14 protein-coding genes and 1 pseudogene are annotated in these 20599 nt (G+C 64.1%); 11 read left to right on the top strand and 4 right to left on the bottom strand.

Annotated features, from left to right (window positions below):
• Nucleotides 1-13: 13 nt before the first annotated feature.
• Complete coding sequence (cyaY, locus tag AC3IQ7_RS03340) at nucleotides 14-343, top strand: iron donor protein CyaY (RefSeq protein WP_099378448.1); 330 nt, start codon at nucleotides 14-16, stop codon at nucleotides 341-343.
• Between the two features lie 66 nt (nucleotides 344-409).
• Here the strand turns inward: cyaY and AC3IQ7_RS03345 are convergent, their stop codons facing one another.
• Nucleotides 410-2755, bottom strand: a complete 2346-nt coding sequence (locus tag AC3IQ7_RS03345; RefSeq protein ID WP_099378449.1) for a penicillin-binding protein 1A — start codon at nucleotides 2753-2755, stop codon at nucleotides 410-412.
• Nucleotides 2756-3056: 301 nt separating this feature from the next.
• Between AC3IQ7_RS03345 and pilM the strand changes: the two genes are divergently transcribed.
• The 10 genes and pseudogenes from pilM to AC3IQ7_RS03395 all read left to right on the top strand — a co-directional run bounded on the left by pilM (nucleotide 3057) and on the right by AC3IQ7_RS03395 (nucleotide 17006).
• A complete protein-coding gene (pilM, locus tag AC3IQ7_RS03350) occupies nucleotides 3057-3689 on the top strand; it encodes a pilus assembly protein PilM (RefSeq protein WP_489208351.1) in 633 nt (210 codons plus the stop codon).
• Nucleotides 3690-3721: 32 nt separating this feature from the next.
• Entirely contained in the window at nucleotides 3722-4246 is a 525-nt protein-coding gene (locus tag AC3IQ7_RS03355; protein ID WP_489208352.1) for a PilN domain-containing protein, read from the top strand.
• A gap of 15 nt (nucleotides 4247-4261) precedes the next feature.
• Nucleotides 4262-5299: a pilus assembly protein PilP gene (locus AC3IQ7_RS03360; protein WP_489208353.1), complete on the top strand. Its 1038-nt coding sequence runs from the start codon at nucleotides 4262-4264 to the stop codon at nucleotides 5297-5299.
• 92 nt (nucleotides 5300-5391) lie between these two features.
• Nucleotides 5392-6717, top strand: a pseudogene (locus AC3IQ7_RS03365) (type IV pilus secretin PilQ); the annotation flags it as partial.
• Between the two features lie 112 nt (nucleotides 6718-6829).
• Complete coding sequence (locus AC3IQ7_RS03370; protein WP_489208354.1) at nucleotides 6830-9010, top strand: beta strand repeat-containing protein; 2181 nt, start codon at nucleotides 6830-6832, stop codon at nucleotides 9008-9010.
• A gap of 39 nt (nucleotides 9011-9049) precedes the next feature.
• On the top strand, nucleotides 9050-10669 hold the full coding sequence (gene aroKB / locus AC3IQ7_RS03375) for a bifunctional shikimate kinase/3-dehydroquinate synthase AroKB (RefSeq protein ID WP_489208355.1): 1620 nt from the start codon (nucleotides 9050-9052) through the stop codon (nucleotides 10667-10669).
• A 2-nt stretch (nucleotides 10670-10671) separates the two neighbouring features.
• Nucleotides 10672-11808, top strand: a complete 1137-nt coding sequence (locus AC3IQ7_RS03380; protein ID WP_489208356.1) for a deoxyguanosinetriphosphate triphosphohydrolase — start codon at nucleotides 10672-10674, stop codon at nucleotides 11806-11808.
• A 145-nt stretch (nucleotides 11809-11953) separates the two neighbouring features.
• Entirely contained in the window at nucleotides 11954-12664 is a 711-nt protein-coding gene (dsrO, locus tag AC3IQ7_RS03385) for a sulfate reduction electron transfer complex DsrMKJOP subunit DsrO (protein ID WP_489208357.1), read from the top strand.
• A 3-nt stretch (nucleotides 12665-12667) separates the two neighbouring features.
• Entirely contained in the window at nucleotides 12668-13774 is a 1107-nt protein-coding gene (nrfD, locus tag AC3IQ7_RS03390) for an NrfD/PsrC family molybdoenzyme membrane anchor subunit (protein WP_322426703.1), read from the top strand.
• A 10-nt stretch (nucleotides 13775-13784) separates the two neighbouring features.
• Entirely contained in the window at nucleotides 13785-17006 is a 3222-nt protein-coding gene (locus AC3IQ7_RS03395; RefSeq protein WP_489208358.1) for a molybdopterin-dependent oxidoreductase, read from the top strand.
• Here the strand turns inward: AC3IQ7_RS03395 and AC3IQ7_RS03400 are convergent.
• The 3 genes from AC3IQ7_RS03400 to mutY are packed head-to-tail and all read right to left on the bottom strand — an operon-like array spanning nucleotide 17003 to nucleotide 20579.
• Complete coding sequence (locus tag AC3IQ7_RS03400) at nucleotides 17003-17617, bottom strand: response regulator transcription factor (RefSeq protein ID WP_099378459.1); 615 nt, start codon at nucleotides 17615-17617, stop codon at nucleotides 17003-17005. The genes AC3IQ7_RS03395 and AC3IQ7_RS03400 overlap by 4 nt on opposite strands.
• A complete protein-coding gene (locus AC3IQ7_RS03405; RefSeq protein WP_489208359.1) occupies nucleotides 17614-19416 on the bottom strand; it encodes a sensor histidine kinase in 1803 nt (600 codons plus the stop codon). The genes AC3IQ7_RS03400 and AC3IQ7_RS03405 overlap by 4 nt, the downstream gene beginning before the upstream one ends.
• Nucleotides 19416-20579: an A/G-specific adenine glycosylase gene (gene mutY, locus AC3IQ7_RS03410; protein ID WP_099378461.1), complete on the bottom strand. Its 1164-nt coding sequence runs from the start codon at nucleotides 20577-20579 to the stop codon at nucleotides 19416-19418. The genes AC3IQ7_RS03405 and mutY overlap by 1 nt, the downstream gene beginning before the upstream one ends.
• Nucleotides 20580-20599 lie beyond the last annotated feature (20 nt).

The following is a 20599-nucleotide window of genomic DNA, read 5'->3' on the forward strand; positions in this document are numbered from 1 at the left end:
TTTGGAGTGTAGCATGAGCGAATCGGAATTCCTGGCCCTGGCCGAAGCCACCCTGACCCAGATCGAGGCGGCGCTGGACCGGCTGAACGATGAAGACGTGCTCGACGTCGAATGCAGCCGCAGCGGCAATGTGCTGGAAATCGAATTCATCGATAACGGCACGAAAATCATCGTCAACAGCCAGGCCCCCATGCGCGAGATGTGGGTAGCCGCCCGTTCCGGCGGTTTCCACTACAAGCGCGTGGATGACGAATGGCGCAACACGCGCGACGGTTCGGAACTGTTTGCGGCCCTGTCGGCCATGGCCAGCGAGCAGGCGGGTGCTCCCGTTGTGCTGAAGTAATTGTTTTAGCCGCGCGCAATAAAAAAGGGCAGCCTCTTCAGGCTGCCCTTTTTGCGTCAAACGAACTTAGAACAGCTCGTTCTTCACGGCTTCCTTGGCTTTCTCTTCCTCCGGCGTGCCGCGCGCCGCGCCTTCCAGGCTGCCGACGCCCGTGCCCGGCGGATTTTCCGCATAGTAATACTCGTCGCCCACGTGGATCAGCCCTTCCGGCACGGCGCGTTCCTCGACGGGAATGCTCTTCAGGGCTTTCGCCATGTAGCTGATCCAGATCGGCAAGGCCAGGCCGCCGCCCGTTTCTCGGTTGCCCAGGTTGCGCGGCTGGTCGTAGCCGATCCACGCGATGCCCACCAGCTTGGCCTGGTAGCCGGCGAACCACGCATCGATGGAATCGTTGGTGGTACCGGTCTTGCCGGCCAGGTCAGGGCGCTTCAAGGCCATGGCCTTGTTCGCCGTGCCGAAGCGCACGACGTCGTTGAGCATGCTGTTCATCATGAAGGCGTTGCGCTCGTCGATGACCCGGTTGGCTTCCTCGCCCGCCAGGTCCGGCTTGGCTTGCGACAAGATATTGCCGTCGCTATCGGTCACCTTGGCGATCAGGTACGGGTTGATCTTGTAGCCGCCATTGGCGAACACTGCGTACGCGCCCGCCATCTGCAGCGGCGTCACGTTGCCGGCGCCCAGGGCCAGGGTCAGGTACGGCGGGTTCTTGTCCGCGTCAAAGCCGAAGCGCGTCGCGTATTCCTGGCCATACTTGGCGCCGATCTTGTGCAGGATGCGGATGGAAATCATGTTCTTCGATTTCATCAAACCCTTGCGCATGGTCATCGGACCATCGTATTTGCTGTCGTAGTTCTTCGGTTCCCACGCCTGGCCGCCAGTCTGGCCCGCGTCGAACGAGATGGGCGCGTCGTTGATGATGGTGGCCGGCGACAGGCCCCGTTCCAGCGACGCGGAATAGATGAAGGGCTTGAAGGCCGAACCGGGCTGGCGCCACGCCTGTGTGACGTGGTTGAACTTGTTGCGGTTGTAATCGAAGCCGCCCACCATGGCGCGGATGGCGCCGTCCGTGGTGCTGGCCGAGACGAACGCCGATTGCACTTCCGGCATCTGCGTCAAGACCCAGGTGTTGCCTTCCTGCATGACACGGATCACGGCGCCGCGCTTGATGCGGCGGTTCGGCGCCGCTTTGTCCGACAGCCAGGCCGCGCCGAAGGTCAGGCCGGGGCCGGTAATGGTGATTTCCTCGCCGGCCGAGGTGACTGCCTGCAACGATTTGGGCGATGCTTGCAGCACCATGGCGGCGATGATGTCGTCGCTGTCCGGGTGGTCGGCCAGTTCCGTCTCGATCGCGTCATCGGCTTCGGCCTTGGTTTTCGGAATCTCGATATACGCTTCCGGGCCGCGGTAGCCGTGGCGTTTCTCGTAATCCATCACGCCCTTGCGCAAGGCGATGTAGGCGGCGTCCTGGTCGGCCTTGGTGATGGTGGTGTAGACGTTCAGGCCGCGCGTATACGTGTCTTCCTTGAATTGCTCGTAGACCAGCTGGCGCGCCATTTCCGACACATATTCCGCGTGCACGCCGAAGGCGCTGCTGTCGGTTTTCACTTTCAGCTCTTCATTCTTGGCTTCCGTGTATTGCTCCGGCGTGATGTAGCCCAGCTGCGCCATGCGCTGCAGGATGTATTGCTGGCGCATGCGCGCGCGTTTCGGATTGACGACGGGGTTGTAGGCCGACGGCGCCTTTGGCAAGCCGGCCAGCATGGCCGCTTCGGCCACGGTCAGGTCCTGGATGTTCTTGCCGAAATAGATTTGCGCGGCCGAGGCGAAGCCGTAGGCGCGCTGTCCCAGATAAATCTGGTTCATATACACTTCGAGGATCTGGTCCTTGCTGAGGTTTTTCTCGATCTTCCAGGCCAGCAAGACTTCATACGCCTTGCGCTTCAGGGTCTGTTCACTGGACAGGAAGAAATTGCGCGCCACCTGCTGCGTGATGGTCGAGGCGCCTTGCTTGGCGCCGCCCGTCAGGTTGTGCAGGGCCGCGCGGGTGATGCCCAGGTAATCGACGCCGCCATGTTCATAGAAGCGGTCATCTTCGATGGCCAGCACGGCTTTCTTCATGACATCGGGAATATCCTTGATGTGCACCATGTTGCGCCGCTCTTCGCCGAACTCGCCGATCAGCACACTGTCGGACGTGAACACGCGCAGCGGCATCTTGGGCTTGTAATCGGTCAAGGTATCGAGCGCCGGCAGGTTCGGATAGGCCATGGCCAGGCCAAAGACCACCAGCAAGACGCCGACGATGCCCAGGCCCAGCAGCGATACCAGGGCCATCAGCAGGAAACGTTTGGGTTTGCTGCCCTTGGTGGGCGGCTTCGAGCCAGCGGGGCCAGCGGATTTTGAAGATGTCATGCGTCGTATGTCTTTCGGTTAATTATGCCGGCCAATTATAAGCGAGCTTGCCGGGGTGGCAGCGCGCCGTGGCGCTTGCCGGAGGGATAGTCGAAACTTGCCGATACTCTATATAAGCGTGTATTGGCCCGCTGGCAACCAGGATTTGGTAACAATTATTCTGCGCCAGATCACGGTCTGGCCAGATAGGCGCCACACGCCGCAGACTCCGGCGTGAAATCCGTTTACAAGCCAGCGCTGCCGGGACTAGGCTTTCGGATGGCAGGAACCCCTCCCACGCTGACGTTTCTCTATGAAAAACATGTCCATCAGCAGTTTGCTTGGCATCGGCTTGCTGGGCGTCGACATCGCGGACGATGCCGTGCGCGTGGTCGAGTTGCGGCGCCGGCGTGGAAAACTGTCGTGCCGGCATTGCGCTGCCGCCGCGCTGGCGCCCGGCGTGATACTGGAGGGCAATGTCGAAGACTTGCAGGGCCTGGCCGATGCCCTGCGCCAGGCCTGCCGCGACAGTGGCAGCGCCTGCACGCGGGTGGCGCTGGCCATGCCGGCCACGGCCCTGATCACGCATGCGATCCGCCTGCCTGCCGGATTGCCGGAAGAACAGCTGGAAATCCTCGTGGAACTGGAAGCGGCGCAATACATGCCGTTCGCGCTGGAAGACGCCAGCCTGGATTTTTTCATTCTCGGCCCCGCGCCGCCGCTGCCCGGCACCACAGGCAAGGAAGTCGACGTGCTGCTGGTGGCGGCGCGGCGCGCTAGCGTGCAGCGCCGTCTCGATGCGGCCAGGGCGGCGGGCTTGCTGGCCGTCGTCATGGATAGCGAGGCGCTGGCCTTGCAGGCGGCGCTCGCCCAAGGTGGCTGGCAAGCCTTGCCCGACGGTGGCGAGGCCTACCAGCTGGCCTGGGGGCTGGCCTTGCACCGGTACGCCCGATGACGGGCCGGGCGCCAGTGCAGCGCATCAACTTGTTGCCGCATCGCCCCGCGGCACGGCGCAGGCGCATTCAGCTGCTGCTGTGGCAACTGGCGGGCGGGGCGCTGCTGGGATTGCTGCTGGCCGTGGCGGCAGGCGCCTGGCTGCGCTACCAGCTCGACGCGCAGTCGCGCCGCCAGGAAGGCTGGCGCAGTGCCATGCAGCAAGTCGATGCCATGCTTGTCGCTGGCCAGCGGGTGCAGGGCGAGACGGCGGCGCTGTTGCTGCGCCAGCAAGCCATTGCCAGTTTGCAAGAGCAACGCAATGCCTGGGTGCGCATGCTGGACGCGCTGGCGCGGGCGATGCCGGCCGGCGTGGCCTTGCACAGTGTGCGCCAGGAAACGGCGATGGTGCGCTTGCAGGGGCACGCTGCGTCGCAGGACAAGGTCGCGGCATTGCTGCTGGCGCTCGAACAGGCGGCGCCCTGGTCCCGCCCGGAAGTGTTGGAAGTGCGCGGCGCGGCCGATGGCGCCGTGGAATGGACGATACGGCTGGCTTTGGCACCCGATGGGCAATCTTAGTGGTGGAGGTTGATCATGCTGAGCTTGAAGACCGCGTCGCTGTGGCCGCTACCCGCGCGCCTCGCTTGCGCCACCCTGGCCGGTACGCTGGTGACGGCCCTGCTGTACCTTGCGTGGCTTGATGGACTGTTGGCGGCCGTGCAGGCGGGGCAAGGCGAGGAGGCCCGCGTGCGCGCCGCTTATCTGTCGGCCCAAGCCAGGGCGCAACAGTTGCCGCATTGGCGCGCACAGCAGCGCCAGGCCGGCGCCGAGCTGGCCCTGCTGGAACAGCAACTGCCCGACCAGCAGGCGATGGCGCTGCTGTTGACGCAGATTAATGCTGCAGGCCAGTCGCGCGGCTTGCAATTTTCCCTGTTCAAGCCCGGTGCGGCCCAGCCGCAAGCGCCGTATGTCGCCTTGCCGATCGCTATACAGTTGCGCGGCGGCTACCACGCCATGGGCGCGCTGCTGGCGGACCTGGCGCGCCTGCCGCGCATCGTCACGGTGCATGAGCTGGCCTTGAGCCTCGGCAAGGATCGTTTGCTGACCCTTGATGCCGTGCTGCACGCGTATCGCTTGCCCGAAGCGGGGGAACGGGCGGCGCAAGCGGCATTGTTGAACAAGACGGGTGCGCCCGCAGCTGCAGCGGCATGGCGCCCGCTTGCCGCTGTCGCGCCGCATCCCTACGCGGCGGCCGCCTTGGCCGATCCTTTTCATGCATTGCCGCCAACGCCCGAGTCCGGTCAGCGTGGCGGCGTGGCGGGGCCTGATGCGCGCCGTGTGCGCGAAGCGCTGGAAAGCGTGGCCTTGCCGGCCATTAGCATGGTCGGCAGCGTGCAGCAGGACGGGCGCCTGAACGCGCTGCTGCTGGCGGGCCAGCGCGTGTACCGGGTGGCGGTGGGCCAGTACCTGGGGCAAGACCACGGCGTGGTGACGGACATCACTGAACAGGCCGTGCACTACCGTGAACTGCTGCGCGAGGCCGATGGCCCCTGGCGCGAGCGGCGCGGCAGCCTGGCCTTGCAGGTGGCGGGGGCCAGTGCGAAGGCCAGCTTGCCCGAGGCGGCGCCATGAGGCCGCGCCGCATGCTCCTGGCCGCCATGCTGTGTTGGCATGCCAGCAGCCTTGCCCAGGAAGCCGTGGTGCTGGTGACGGCGCCGCGTTTGTATGCGGGCGAGAAAATCTCCGTCGACTTTCAGAATGTGGGCGTGCGCGCGGCCCTGCATATCCTGGCCGATGCGTCCGGGCAAAATATCGTTGCCAGCGACAGCGTGGCGGGCAACGTGACCCTGCGTCTGCGCGACTTGCCGTGGGATCAGGCGCTCGATGTGTTGCTGCAGGCGAAAGGGCTGGACATGCGGCGCAATGGTAACGTGCTGTGGATCGCACCGCGCGAGGAAATGCTGGCGCGCGAGAAGCTGGAGCTCGAAACGCGCGCGCAGATCGCGGAACTGGAACCCTTGCAGTCGGCCATCTTTCAGCTCAATTACCAGAAGGCCGAAGCGTTTCGCAGCGTATTCGGCCTGGACGCGGGGGAAGGGCGCAGCCGGCTGCTGTCGCGCCGTGGCAGCGTGCTGATCGAGCCGCGCACGAACCAGCTGTTCGTCACCGACGTACCGGCCCGCCTGGAGCAGATTCGTCAGCTGATCGCGAAGACAGATATTGCTACGCGACAAGTGATGATCGAGGCGCGCATCGTCGAGGCGAATGACAGCTTCAGCCGTAACCTGGGCGCGCGCCTGGGTTTTACGGACCAGCGCCTGGCGGCGGGCCAGCTGCCCGGCTTTTCCTTGGGCGGCAGCGGGCGCCGCGCGGCCATCGGCGGCAGTTACCAGGGCGTGGGCGAGGCGACGGGGCAAACGGTGGCCGGCGCCGGCGCTTTCGTGCCGAACACGCAATTCGTCAACTTGCCGGCCGCCAGCATCAATGGCTTGCAGCCGGCCAGTTTCGCCCTGAGCCTGTTTTCGGCGGGCGCCAACCGTTTTCTGAACCTGGAACTGTCCGCGCTGGAAGCAGATGGCAGGGGCAAGATTATTTCCAGTCCCCGCGTGGTGACGGCTGACAAGGTGCTGGCGCTGATCGAGCAGGGCATCGAGCTGCCGTACCAGGTGGCCACCAGCAGCGGCGCCACGTCGATCACGTTTCGCAAAGCCAACCTGCGCCTGGAAGTGACGCCGCAGATTACGCCGGACGGCAACGTGGTGCTGGAAGTGGACGTCAACAAGGATAGCGTGGGCCAGGAAACCCGTTCCGGCTTTGCCATCGACACCAAGCATGTGCGCACGCAAGTGATGGTGGAAGACGGCGGCACGGTGGTGCTGGGCGGCATTTATCAGCAATCCGAGCGGGGTACGGACAGCAAGGTGCCGCTGCTGGGCGACATCCCCGTGCTCGGTGTTTTTTTTCGCAGCACGGGCCGCAGTCAAGAAAAAACGGAACTGATGGTGTTTATTACGCCGAAAATAGTGGCAGATCGGCCAGCAACACGTTAATGTCACATCTTTACGTTTAAGTAACAATGCAAACGAAAGCGGACTGATGGCGACTATGCGGAATGTATCTTGTGGCAACACTTATTGGAGTAGGGTATCGAATTGGCTGGTCTTGCTGGCGCTGGGCACCTTGCTGGCCGCATGTGGCGGCGGTGGCGGTGATCCGACCCTGGGCGTCAAGGATGGCGCGAATGCCGGCGTCGGCAGTGTGGTACTGGTTGCTGGCGCAACAACGATTGCTGCCTCGGGCGCGGACGGCACGGAAGTCGTGCTGACGGCAGTGGTGAAAAATCCCGGCAACAATGCCATGACAGCCCAGACGGTGACCTTCACCGCCAGTTCCGGCATCATCAGCAACACCAACCGCGTGACGGATGCCAATGGCACGGTGACGGAAAAGCTCAGCGTCAAAGGCGATGCGAGCTTGCGCGACATTACCATCAAGGCCAGCAGCGGCGGCGTTGAATCGGTCCCCGTGGTGGTGAAAGTGGTGCCCGTGACCTCCGGCATTGCCAGCTTGCTGCTGACGTCTTCCGGCGGCACCCTGGCCTCGTCGGGCGGTACGGCCGTCAACATGATCGCCTTTGTCAAGGACGCCAATAATGCCGTCGTGCCCAATGCCAGCGTGACATTCAGTGCTGATTCGGGCGCGCTGGGCGCGACCAAGGTGAATACCAATGCGCAGGGACAGGCTCAGGTCAGCCTGAATACAGGCGGCGACGCCAGCTTGCGCACGATCAAGGTCACGGCCAGCGCCGGCGCGCAGACGGCCAGCACGGACATTGGCGTCAGCGGCACCCGGCTGGTCATCAGTGCCTTTTCGACGGTGAACCTCAATACGAACACCGACATGGTGGTCAAGCTGGTCGATTCGAGCGGCAATCCCCTCGTCGGCAAGCCGGTGACCTTCAGCGCCCGCAGCAATGCGATTACGGTCAAGGGTGGCGGCGCCAGTCCCGCGCTGACCGACAACAACGGCCAACTGGTGTTGAGCTACAACGCCCAGGCGGGCAGCAGCGACAGCATCAGCGTCAAGGCGCAGGGCGACAGCGTTGTGTTGCCTATTGCAATTAATGCATCGAACTTCACGATCAATGCCGTGTCGGGCGGCAACGTGGCGTTGACCACCTTGAGCACGAATACCTGCTATGCGGTGACGGTGCATAGCGATGTGGCTGGCGTGCCACAAACGGGCAGCGTGCGTTTCAGCACGTCGCGCGGCGCCATCTATCAGGATGCCGCCTGCGGAACGCCATTGCTGGCGCCGCTGGCGTTGGTGGGAGGCAATGCCATCGCTTACGTGCAGGCCAGCGGCGCCGGCCTGACCGCCCTGACGGCGAAGTATGAAGGCAGCGGCGCCTCGGTGCAGTCAGAAGTGGAGTTTGTTGCGCCACTGACGGCGCAGGCCACGATCAGCTTGCAAGCCGACCCGGCGGTCATCGGCGCCAATACGGCCGGCAGCACCGCGCAGCGCAGCGCCTTGCGCGCCATCGTGCGCGATGGCACGGTGGAAAACAACCTGGTCAAAAATGCACAGGTGAGCTTCTCGATCCAGTCCGATGCCAGCAATGGTTCCCTGAGTTCGCCTTCTCTGGTCGCCACCGACAGCGATGGCGTGGCCACGGTCAGCTATATCGCGGGGCAGGGTACCACCGGTGTCGATGGCGTTGTTGTCAAGGCGCAACTGCAGGGCGTGTCGAGCAATGCCGCCACGGTCAAGCTGACGGTGACGAAAAAATCGCTGTTCATCAGCGCCGGCAGCGGCAATGCGCTCGACGCCTCCGACAGCAGCACCTATCGCAAATCGTATAGCGTGTTTGTGACGGACGCCGCCGGCAACCCTGTGCCGGACGTGATCATCACGGCCGCCGCCTGGCCCCGCTATTATTACAAGGGGTATTTGCAGTATTCCCAGGCTGCCCAGTCGTGGCTGGTCGTGAGGACAGCGAACGCATGTGACAATGAAGACCGGGACCGCAGCGGCACCTTCAATCCGAATAATGACTTCAACCTCAACGGCCGTCTCGACCCGGGCATTCCGCTCAATCTGTCGACCGGCGGCAAGACCGACAGCTCGGGAACAGCGATCGTCACCCTGACTTATCCGCGCGACAGAGCGAACTGGCTGGACGTCGAATTGACGATTCGTGGCAATAGTTCCGGGACGGAGGCAACTTATGTCGGTTACACTTTGCTTCCGGGGCTGGCGACGGACTTTAACCGCGTGGATGTTTCACCTCCAGGCGTCATTAGTCCGTATGGGCAAGCCACTGATTGTCGTAATCCAAATTAATTGTCGCAGCACATGCAAAATCTGTTTTTAGTAGGCCTCATGGGTGCAGGCAAAACCACGATCGGGCGCATCCTGGCCCGCAAGCTGGGCTTGCGCTTTGTCGATTCCGACCACGAAATCGAGGCACGCACGGGGGCGACCATCCCGTGGATCTTTGAAATCGAGGGCGAGGCCAGCTTTCGCCGGCGCGAGGCCGAGGTCATTCGCGACCTGAGCGCCCAGGAAGGCATCGTCATGGCCACGGGCGGCGGGGCCATCCTCAACGCCGACAGCCGGGCTTACCTGAAGGAACGGGGCACGGTCGTCTACCTGCGCGCCAGCGTCAGCAACATCCTGGCGCGTACCAGCCATGACAAGAACCGCCCCCTGCTGCAGACGGCCGACCCGCGCCGCAAGCTGGAAGAATTGACGTCGCAGCGCGAACCCCATTACATGGAAGTGGCCGACATTGTGATCGACACGGGCCGTCCTAACGTACAATCGATGGTTCAGACCATCCTGATGCAGCTGGCCAGCCTCGAATGCGAGGCTTCGCCCAACTGCGTCATTCATGCAGAGCCTTCGATGAACGAGCAATCCAAAATGTTGTTGAGCGTAGACCTCGACGAACGCAGTTATCCGATCGCCATCGGTCCCGGCCTGCTGGCCGACGCCGATGCGCTGCTGCGCCATATCAGCGGCCACAAGGTGGCCATCGTCACCAATACTACCGTCGCGCCCCTGTACCTGGGCCGCCTGCAGGCGGCGCTGGCCAGCGATGGCCGCGAAGTGATCAGCATCGTCCTGCCTGACGGCGAAGAGTATAAAAACTGGGCCAGCCTGATGCAGATATTCGACGCGCTGCTGGCCAATAAATGCGACCGCAAGACCACCCTCGTGGCCCTGGGCGGCGGCGTGATCGGTGACCTGACCGGCTACGCGGCGGCCAGCTACATGCGCGGCATCGGCTTCGTGCAGGTGCCGACCACCCTGCTGGCGCAGGTCGATTCCTCCGTCGGTGGCAAGACGGGCATCAACCACCCGCTGGGCAAGAACATGATCGGCGCCTTCTACCAGCCGCGCGCCGTGATCGCCGACACCTCGACCCTGGAAACCCTGCCGGCGCGCGAGCTGTCGGCGGGCCTGGCCGAAGTGATCAAGCATGGCGCCATCATCGATGCCGCGTTTTTCGACTGGATCGAAGCGAACATGGCCAAGCTGATGGCGCGCGACAAGGGCGCCCTCGCGTATGCGATCGCCCGCTCGTGCGAAATCAAGGCTGATGTGGTGCGCCAGGACGAACGTGAAGGCGGCCTGCGCGCCATCCTGAACTTCGGCCACACCTTCGGCCACGCCATCGAGGCGGGCCTGGGCTACGGCCACTGGCTGCACGGCGAAGCCGTCGGCTGCGGCATGGTGATGGCGGCCGACCTGTCGTGCCGCATGGGCTATATCGACCAGGCGGCCGTCGAACGCGTGCGCAAACTCGTCGCCGCCGCCGGCCTGCCCGTCAAGGCGCCGGACCTCGGTGTCGAGCGTTGGCTGGAACTGATGGAGGTCGACAAGAAGAACGAGGGCGGCGCCATCAAATTCATCCTGTTGAAACCCCTGGGCAGCCCGAGCATCACGTCCGCACCGCATGAACTGGTGCTGGCCACACTGGCCGCCGGAGTGGCTTGATCATGATGCCCGAAGACTTCCTCGCTCCCTATGCGGCCCACTCGGCACAGGGGCAGGGACGTCGCTTTGCCGAGGCGCCGCACGCCTCGCGCAGCCAGTTCCAGCGTGACCGCGACCGCATCATCCATTCCTCGGCCTTCCGCCGCCTCGAATACAAGACGCAGGTGTTCCTCAACCACGAGGGAGACCTGTTTCGCACGCGCCTGACGCACAGCCTGGAAGTGGCGCAAGTGGGGCGTTCGATCGCACGCAACCTGCGCCTGAACGAAGACCTGGTCGAAGCCATCGCGCTGGCGCATGACCTGGGCCACACGCCGTTCGGCCACGTGGGCCAGGACGTGCTCAATGAATGCATGCAGGAGCATGGCGGCTTCGAACACAACCTGCAAAGCCTGCGCGTGGTCGACACGCTGGAAGAACACTACGGCGCCTTCGATGGCTTGAACCTGATGTTCGAGACGCGCGAAGGCATCTTGAAACACTGCTCGCTGGCGCATGCGCGCGAACTGGGCCCCGTGGCACAGCGCTTCATCGACCGCACGCAACCGACCCTGGAAGCACAGCTGACCAACCTGGCCGATGAAATCGCCTACAACAGCCACGATATCGACGACGGCCTGCGTTCCGGCCTGATCACCATCGCCCAGCTGGAAGAGGTGGAATTCTTCGGCCGCCTGTGGCGCGAGGTGCAGCAGGCGTTCCCGGGTCTGTCGGGCCGGCGCGCCATCTACGAAACCCTGCGCCGCCTGATCACGGCCCTGGCCGACGATCTGATCGTCACATCGAATGCGTTGATCCTCGACGCGGCGCCGCGCGACGTCAGTGAAGTGCGCGCCAGTGCCCCACTGATCCGTTTTTCGGATGCCATGCGCAAGGATGCGACGGAACTGAAACGCTTTTTAAGGGCGAACCTGTACCGCCATTACCAGGTCAACCGCATGCGCGTCAAAGCGAGCCGCATCGTGCGCGAACTGTACGACAGCTTCATGGCCGAACCTGCCCTGCTGCCGCCCGACTATCAACTCAAGGATGGCGACGTCACGCACCAGGCGCGCAAGATCGCCGACTACATCGCCGGCATGACAGACCGCTACGCGATTCGCGAGCACCGCAGGCTGTATTCGCTCGACGAGCTGTAAGCGCATTACCCCCATTCCTCTCCTCTGTCAATTGGCATGATCATCTAGGTCCCCACCCGATCACCCCAATATCCCCGCAGCACCTTCTTTTCTATCATGGCAGCAAGTCAACAAGGGCTTGCCGCCCATAGTCAAGGAGAGTGTCATGATTGAATCGCGCCGCAGTTTCTTGCGCGCCTTGCCAGCCGTAACCATCGGGGTGGCCATCGCGCCGCTGCCCAGCAAGGCCGCAACGAAGGGCGAAGGCGGCCAGCGCTGGGCGATGGTGGTCGATGTGCAGAAATGCATCGGTTGCCAGGCTTGCACGGTCTCTTGCATCATGGAAAACGCCGTGCCGGAAAACAGCTTCCGCACCGTCGTCTCGACCTATGAAGTCAAGGAAGAAAACCGCTGCGGCACCTATATGCTGCCACGGCTGTGCAACCACTGCGCCAATCCCCCCTGCATTCCCGTCTGTCCCGTGGGCGCCACCTTTCAGCGCAAGGATGGCGTCGTCGTCGTCGATGGCGACCGCTGCGTGGGCTGCGCCTACTGCGTGCAGGCGTGCCCGTACGACGCGCGCTTCATCAACCACGAAACGGGCAAGGCCGACAAATGCACGTTCTGCGCGCACCGGGTCGACGAAGGCTTGCTGCCGGCCTGCGTGGAAACCTGCGTGGGCGGCGCGCGCATCTTCGGCGACCTGAATGACCCGGAAAGCATGGTGCACCAGCTGCTGACCGAGAACAAGGTGAAGGTGCTGAAACCCGAGCAGGGCACCCAGCCCCACGTGTTCTACCTGGGACTGGACACGCGCTTCGCCGGCCACGTCGAAGGCGAAGCGACTCTTTGGCAACCGAGCAAACACGGGAAATAAACCATGGACAGCCACATCACCGAAATTCTCAACGTCACGCGCGAGGCGGCATGGCTGCCGTGGGCGGTGCAGTATTTTTTCCTCATCGGCCTCAGTTACGGCAGCTTCATGCTGACCCTGCCGTACTTCGTTTTCGGCCGCAAGGCGTATGAACGCCTAGGGCGCATCGCGCTGCTGGCCTCCCTCGTCTGCGGCATGACGGCGCCCGTGGCGCTGCTGGCCGACCTGCACGGGCCGGGCCGCTTCTACCATTTCTATATTTACTTCCAGCCGCAGTCGTGGATGTCGTGGGGCTCGTTCTTCATTCCCCTGTATCTGGGCTGTCTGATGCTGTACGCGTGGCTGGCGCTGCGCGTGGACTTCGCCACGCGGGGGCAGGGACAGGACCGTCTGGCCTTCCTTTACCGCTTGGCCGGGCGCGGTGGCGCCGCATCGCGCAAGGCCATCGTCACCGCCGCCGCTTTCACCTTGCTGGCCGCCTTCGTGGTGGGACTGTACACGGGCATGGAAGTGATGGTGGTGCGTGCCAGGCCCCTGTGGTTCACGCCATTCCTGCCGGCGCAATTTGCCGCCACGGCATTCGTGGGAGCGGTGGGTCTGGCGCTGCTGTTCAACCGCTTCCTGCCGGGTCGCGACAAGGCGCTGGAAGTGTCGCTGAACCGGGCGTTGGCCCTGTCGCTGGCGCTGGTGCTGGCCCTGGGCGGCGGCTGGCTGTTCGTGAGCCTCTCTGGCGTGAGCGCCAGCCACAGCATGGCCTTTACCCAGGTGGCTGGCATGCCGCAATGGCAGTTCACGGCCGTCTGGGCCGTGCTGTCGTCCATCGTGCCGATGGCGCTGGCCATCTGGCGCCCGGCCACGAGCGGCCTGGCCAATGGCCTGATCGCGCTGCATAGCGCCTGGATGATGCGCTGGACGATTTTCATCGGCGGCCAGACGATCCCGAAAACGGGCGCCGGCCTGTATGACTACCACCTGCCGATGGGGAACGATGGCTTGATGGGGATTATCGGCACGGCCGGCCTGTGGATCGCGCTGCTGTTGCTGATGCTGGAATTTTTGCCATGGGCGGGACGCATGCTGCGCAACCGTCCCGCCATGGCCACGCACTGAGGAGTCAAAAATGAACGAACGCACAAACAACGACGACCGCAACGACGGCCCTGAAGACGAAAACGAAAAGCGCCGCAAGCTGCTGCGCTACGGCGCCATCGGCGGCGGCCTGGCCGCGTTTGCCGCCAGCTTTTCCACGACGGCCGGCCGCATGGTCGACCACGCGCTGGGCAAGGACAAGCCTGTGCAGAAACTGCATGGCAATTCCCTGCCGCCCGAGTTTTCCGTCGACACGGCCACGGGCAAGCTGACCGTCAATCCGGACCAGCAGGTCAGCTACACCATGTGCATGGGCTGCACCACGTTTTGCGGCGTGCGCGTGCGCCTCGATAAAAAAAGCGGCAAGGTCTTGCGCGTGGCGGGCAATCCATACAGCCCCCTGTCGGCCGACCCGGCGCTGCCATATCAAACCTCGATACGCGACAGCTTTGTGTCGCTGTCGCGCTTCCAGGAAAAGGGTTTGAAAGGGCGCTCCACCGCTTGCGGCCGCGGCAACGGCGTGCTGGAACAGATGGAGTCGCCGTTCCGCGTGCTGGCACCCATGAAGCGCGTGGGTCCGCGCGGCGGCGGCCAGTGGGAGCCGATCGCTTTTGACCAGTTGGTCAAGGAAGTGACGGAAGGCGGCGACCTGTTTGGCGAAGGCCATGTGCAGGGACTGCGCGCCTTGCGCGAGCTGGAAAAGCAGATCGATCCGGCGCAGCCGGAACTGGGCCCGCAAGTCAATCAGGTGGGCCTGATGTGCAGCACCGATGATGGCCGCCTGGCGTTCGGCACGCGCTTTTTCAAGCAGTCGTACGGCAGTCTGAACCTGGTCAACCACGGCTCGTATTGCGGTGGCGCCTACCGCAGCGGCTCGGGCGCCATGTTCGGCGACATGAAGAAAATGCCGCACGCGAAAGTGGATCTGGAAAACACGGAGTTCTGCATTTTCGTCGGCACGGCGCCGGGCAATGCGGGCAACCCGTTCAAACGCCAGGGCACCTTGATCGCCAAGGCCCGTTCAGGCAAGCGCGAATTCAGCTACGTCGTCGTCGACCCCGTGCTGACGAATGCGGACAGCCTGGCCGCGGGCGACCGCAGCCGCTGGGTGCCGATCAAGCCGGGCACGGATGGCGCGCTGGCCATGGCAATGATCCGCTGGATCATCGAGCACGAACGCTATGACCGCAACTTCCTCGTGCAGCCGAACCTGAAGGTGGCGGAAGCGGCGGGCGAAGCCGCCTGGTGCAATGCTACGCACCTGATCATCAGCGAGAAGGGCCACGCGCGCGACGGCCGCTACCTGCGCGCGTCGGACATCGGCGCCGTGGAACTGGCGGAAGAAGAGCGCTACAAGGATGGCGACGCCTACTGCGTGATCGACGCCGCCACGCAAGCCATCGTGCCGCACAATGCCGCCAAGGGAGAAGGGCGTTTGTTCTTCGACGGCCCGCTGGACGTGCTTGGCGCGCCGCTGCACCTGAAGACGGCCATGACGATGCTGAACGAAGAAGCGCAGCGCCACAGCATGGACGAATACTCGGCTGCCTGTGGCATCGGGCGCGACATCATCGAAGGCCTGGCGCAGGAACTGACCAGCCATGGCAAGCGCGCGGCCGTCAATGCGCACGGCGGCATGATGTCGGGCGCCGGGTTTTATAACGCGTATGCGCTGGTCATGCTCAATACCCTGATCGGCAATTTGAACCGCAAGGGCGGCACCCTCGTCAATGGCGGCAGCTTCAAGGATGCGGGACCCGGTCCGCGCTACAACCTCGAGAGTTTCGACGGCGAGATCAAGGCGGCCGGCATGCCGATCGGACGCAATGTGCCGTATGAAAAAACGTCGGAATTCAAGCTGAAGAAAGAAGCGGGCAAGGCGTATCCGGCCAAGGCGCCGTGGTATCCGAATGCGCCCGCGCTGGCGACCGAATGGCTTACCAGCGCCATGAACGGCTATCCGTATACCTTGAAGGCGCTGATCCTGTGGAGCTGCAATCCCGTCTACGGCATCACGGGCTTGCGCGCGCAGATCGGCAAGGAACTGGCCGATCCGAAGAAGATTCCCCTGATCGTCGCCATCGACCCCTTCATCAATGAAAGCTCGGCGTTTGCCGACTACCTGCTGCCCGATACCTTGTTGTATGAAAGCTGGGGCTGGGCCGGCGCCTGGGGCGGCATGCCCGTCAAAATGAGTACGGCACGCTGGCCCGTGGTCGAACCGCGCGTGCAAAAGACACCGGACGGCCAGACCATCTGCATGGAGTCGTTCTTCATCGCGCTGGCGAAAACGATGGCCTTGCCCGGCTTTGGCCCGGACGCATTGCAAGACATGGATGGCCAGCGCTTCCCCCTGCAGCGCGCGGAAGACTGGTATCTGCGCGGCGGCGCCAACATCGCCTGGCAAGGGAAAACGTCCGTGCCTGACGCCAGCGACGACGATATCGACCTGTCCGGCGTGGCGCGCATCCGCCCCGAACTGGAGCGCACCCTGAAGCCGGAAGAGTGGCGCAAGGTGGCCTTCATGCTGGCGCGGGGAGGCCGCTACCAGAGCTATGGCGAGATGTTCGGCCTGCGCCTGCCGCCACCGGCGAATGCCAAGGCGCCGGCAGCTCCTGCACCTGTGATCGACGAGACGCCATATCCGCAGGACTGGTCCACGCACCGCTATCTGAAACCGATGATGCTGTACAACGAGGGCCTGGGTGTGAGCAAGAATAGCCTGAGCGGCAAGCGTTTCCCCGGTACGCCCGCGTGGCGGGTCGCGGCGTTTGCCGACGGCACGCCCGTGCGCAAGACTTATCCGGCCAGCGAATGGCCGTTCGAACTGATCAGTTTTAAATCCGCGCTGCAAAACTCGTACAGCATCGGCGCGCGGCGTTTGCGCGGCATCCATCCCGACAACCCGGTCGCTGTGCACCCCGACGATGCGGCGCGCTTGAAGCTGCACAATGGCGATGAAATTTACCTGGAAACGCCGGGCGGCAGGGCCAGGGCCACGGTAATGCTGCGCCATGGCGTGCAGCGGGGCGTGATCGCCATCGAACACGGTTTTGGCCACAAGGAGCACGGCGCGCGCGCCCACCGTATCGGCAAGTCACGCCAGCCCGATGAACCGGCCATCGGCGCCGGCATCAACCTCAACGACCTGGGCTTGACGGATCCGAGCCGCGGCGACAAGAACGTGTTTGTCGATCCCGTCTCGGGCACGTCGGTGCGGCAGGGACTGCCGGCGCGCATCGTGCGGGCTTAAATCTCTCCGCTGGCCATCAGCAGCCGTGCCACCTCGGCTGCTGAATGCAGGCCCAGTTTTTCCATCGTGTTATGGCGGTGCACCTGCACCGTCTTGTCGCTGATGCCCAGTTCGCGGGCGATGACTTTCGAGGCTTTGCCTTCGGCCATCAGCAGCGCCACTTCGCGCTCGCGCGCCGTCAGTGTCGCCAGCGCCGCTTGCGCCGTATTCGCGCTGGCGGCGCTGCGGCTTTCTGCCACGCTGCGGGCTACGGCGCGCGAGACGGCATCCAGCAGTACCTGGTCCTTGCACGGTTTTTCCAGAAAATCGCAGGCGCCTGCCTTCATCGTCTGCACGGCCATGGCCAGGTCGCCGTGACCGCTGAGGAAAATCACGGGCAGCGCGATGGCGTGGCGCGACAGCTCCTGTTGCAGTTCCAGCCCGCTCATCAAGGGCATACGCACGTCGAGCAGCAAGCAGCCAGGCGCATGGCCCTCGTAGCGCTGCAGGAAGTCGCGCGCGGACTCGAACGTCTCCACTTTCCATCCAGCCGAATCGAACAGATAGGCCAGCGAGCGGCGCATGGCGGCGTCGTCGTCGACGACAAAGATGATCGCATCGCTTTCATTCATGGTGTTTTCTCTTGTCTTTCCTTGTGCGCGTCCATGCCGCTATCTTCGGGCAGGCGGAACCAGACCGTCAAGCCGGGCGCATCGGCATTGGCGTGCGCCGACAGGCTGCCGCCGAACGATTCGATGATGCTTTTGCTGAGCGACATGCCCAGACCCAGGCCTTCGGCCTTGGTGGTGAAAAACGGTTCGAACAGGCGGGCCATCTGCGCCGCATCGAGGCCGCAGCCGGCATCGCGCACGGCCACCGTGCAGGCGCCGTTTTCACGGTGCAGCAGCACGCCGATGAGGTGTACGGGATTGTCGCCTTCCACCTGCGCGTCGAGCGCATTTTTCAATAAATTGAGCAGTACCTGCTGCACTTGCTGCGGGTCGGCCAGCACGCGTGCGTCAGGGCTGGCGCTGTCGTGGCTCCAGGCTATCTTCGCTTGCGGATGGGCCGCGCGGAACAGCGATACCGCTTGCTCCACAGCGTCGGCCAGGGCGAAGGCCGTGCTGTGCGCGGGACGCTTTTGCGCCATGGCGCGGATGTGGCGGATGATGGCGCCCGCGCGCTCGCTTTGCGTGGCAATTTCCTGCGCGCCGTCGAGCAGCGGCGCCGCATCGAGCCTGCCCGCCGTGATGCGGCGCGCCATGCCGCGCGCGAAATTGCCGATGGCCGCCAGCGGCTGGTTCAATTCGTGCGCGATGGCGCTGGCCATCTCGCCCAGAATCGCCAGGCGCGCCGTGTGATCGAGCGTGGCCTGGCGCTGGCGCGCCTGCTCTTCCAGCGCGCGCTGCTGGTGCTGGGCCGCGCGCAATTGCTCCGTGCGCCGGCTGACCAGGTATTCCACGCGCACCGTGTGCACGGCCCAGGCGACCAGCAGGGCCAGCACCAGCAGCATCCAGCCCCAGTAGCGGCGGAGCGCCGTCTCGAATGTCAGCTTGTCCAGATAGGCGTAGGGGCCGATGTGCAAGTCGCGGAACAGTTCATCGACGATCTGGTAATCGCTGGGTACCGTCCAGCTATAGCCTTCTTCGGTGCGCGGCATGGCCAGCAGGGCCTGCGCCACTTTTTTCGCCAGCGCGGGCGGCGTCTGGCGCAGAGCCACAAAGGGCCAGTCCGGATACAGCCGCGACGAGCTGGCGCAGCGAAAACCGGGAATCGGCCGCGTGGTGATCACGCGCAGTTCATCGGCGCGCACTTCGCCGCGCGTCACCATCTGTTCGAGCAAACAGGTGCGCACGATGCCCGCATCCATGCGCCCCGCACGCACGGCGTCGATGATCTGCTGCGAGGGAAAACCGCTGTAGCGCAGGCTGGAAAAATCATGCGTGGGGTCGATGCCCGCTTCGCGCAATTCGCGCGCGGCGATCTGGTAGCCGCCAAAGGCGTCAGGTGCCACGGCCATCACGTTCTTGCCCGCCAGGTCGGCCAGGTCATGCAGGGGCGACGCGCTGCGCACGACGATGGCCGAACCGATGGCCTGGCGCGGTGACTCCGTCCACGGCGATTCCAGGGTGGCGATGCGGCTGGCGCCGTCGCTGTGTTCGAGCGCCACGTAGTGGCCGCTGCTGGTGATGGCAAAGGCAATCGCTTGCGACTGCACGGCGCGCGTCAGGCCCGCCTGGTCATAGTCGGCCAGGATGAAACGGATGCCGGGGATGCTGGCCTGCAGGTGGCGCGTCACGTACGACCAGTCTTGCTGCACGGCGTCGCCGCCCTTGTAGGCCAGCACGCCAATGCGTACCTCCGGCAGTGCCGTGTCGGCATGCACTGGCGCGAGCAGGAGCGCCAGCGCCAGTAGGACAAGCCTGCGCACTAGAACATGCTGCGCTGCGCCGAACGCGCATCGCCGAACAGATCCAGCAGCAGTTTTTTGATGGGGGCGGGCAGCGGCGCGTCCGCGATTTTCGCGCCGTCATACCAGACGTGCGTGGTTTCCCCGGCCAGCGCCAAACGCCGCGCCAGGGTGATGCGGCAGGGGACGATGTGCAGTTTGTAGTGCGTAAACACGTGCACGATGGGCAGCAGCCGTTCCTGCGTTTCGATTGCGCCAAACGGGGCCACGGCGCGCATGAGAGCATCCTCGTTTATTTCTCGCGGACACTCCTCTCCGGCCAGCACGTGGCCATCAAGTTCGGGCAAGGACAGCAAGCCGCCCCAGATACCCGAACCGGGGCGCTGCTCCAGCAGCACCTGACCATCGTCGATGATGACCAGCATGACGGCGTGCTTTTCCGGGCTGGTTTTCTTCGGTTTGCGTACCGGCAGATCCTTGGTGCGGCCGGTGGCGTAGGCCACGCAGCGCGGCTGCAAGGGGCAGCGGCCGCAGTCGGGACTGCTGCGCGTGCACAGGGTGGCGCCAAAGTCCATCAAGCCCTGTGTGTAGGCTTCGATACCTGTTTCAGGCAGCAGCGCTTCTGCGCGGCGCCACATGGCTTCCTCGACCCGTTTCTCGCCGGGATAGGCATCGATGCCGAACGTGCGCGCGAACACGCGCTTGACGTTGCCGTCCATGATGGCCGCGCGCGTGCCGCTGGAAAACGCGGAGATGGCGGCCGCAGTCGAGCGGCCGATGCCGGGCAGGTCGGCCAGCAGGGCCGGGTCGCTGGGGAACACGCCGTCGTATTCGGCCACCACGCGCTGCGCGCACTTGTGCAGGTTGCGCGCCCGCGTGTAGTAACCAAGGCCGCTCCATTGCGCCATCACGTCTTCGACGGGCGCGCTAGCGAGGTCGCGCAGGGTGGGGAAGCGTTCGAGGAAGCGCGCGTAGTAGCCCAGAACGGCCGTGACCTGCGTTTGCTGCAGCATGATTTCGGACAGCCAGATCAGGTAGGCATCGCGCGTGTTTTGCCATGGCAGCGCGTGGCGGCCGTGCTGCTTTTGCCAGGCGATGATGGTGGCGGAAAAAGTCGGGTCGACGTAATCTTCAAAAAGTGCCGCGCCCGTGACGGGCGAGAGCGGATGCAGCAAACGTTTCATGCAGGGTTCCAGTGTTCTGT

Source organism: Janthinobacterium sp. GL_088 (assembly GCF_057837845.1).

Coding starts and splice junctions, on each gene's coding strand:
- dsrO (WP_489208357.1), top strand. CDS start 11,954: ATGATTGAATCGCGCCGCAGTTTCTTGCGCGCCTTGCCAGCCGTAACC.
- AC3IQ7_RS03380 (WP_489208356.1), top strand. CDS start 10,672: ATGATGCCCGAAGACTTCCTCGCTCCCTATGCGGCCCACTCGGCACAG.
- nrfD (WP_322426703.1), top strand. CDS start 12,668: ATGGACAGCCACATCACCGAAATTCTCAACGTCACGCGCGAGGCGGCA.
- cyaY (WP_099378448.1), top strand. CDS start 14: ATGAGCGAATCGGAATTCCTGGCCCTGGCCGAAGCCACCCTGACCCAG.
- mutY (WP_099378461.1), bottom strand. CDS start 20,579: ATGAAACGTTTGCTGCATCCGCTCTCGCCCGTCACGGGCGCGGCACTT.
- aroKB (WP_489208355.1), top strand. CDS start 9,050: ATGGGTGCAGGCAAAACCACGATCGGGCGCATCCTGGCCCGCAAGCTG.
- AC3IQ7_RS03400 (WP_099378459.1), bottom strand. CDS start 17,617: ATGAATGAAAGCGATGCGATCATCTTTGTCGTCGACGACGACGCCGCC.
- AC3IQ7_RS03360 (WP_489208353.1), top strand. CDS start 4,262: ATGCTGAGCTTGAAGACCGCGTCGCTGTGGCCGCTACCCGCGCGCCTC.
- AC3IQ7_RS03395 (WP_489208358.1), top strand. CDS start 13,785: ATGAACGAACGCACAAACAACGACGACCGCAACGACGGCCCTGAAGAC.
- pilM (WP_489208351.1), top strand. CDS start 3,057: ATGTCCATCAGCAGTTTGCTTGGCATCGGCTTGCTGGGCGTCGACATC.
- AC3IQ7_RS03345 (WP_099378449.1), bottom strand. CDS start 2,755: ATGACATCTTCAAAATCCGCTGGCCCCGCTGGCTCGAAGCCGCCCACC.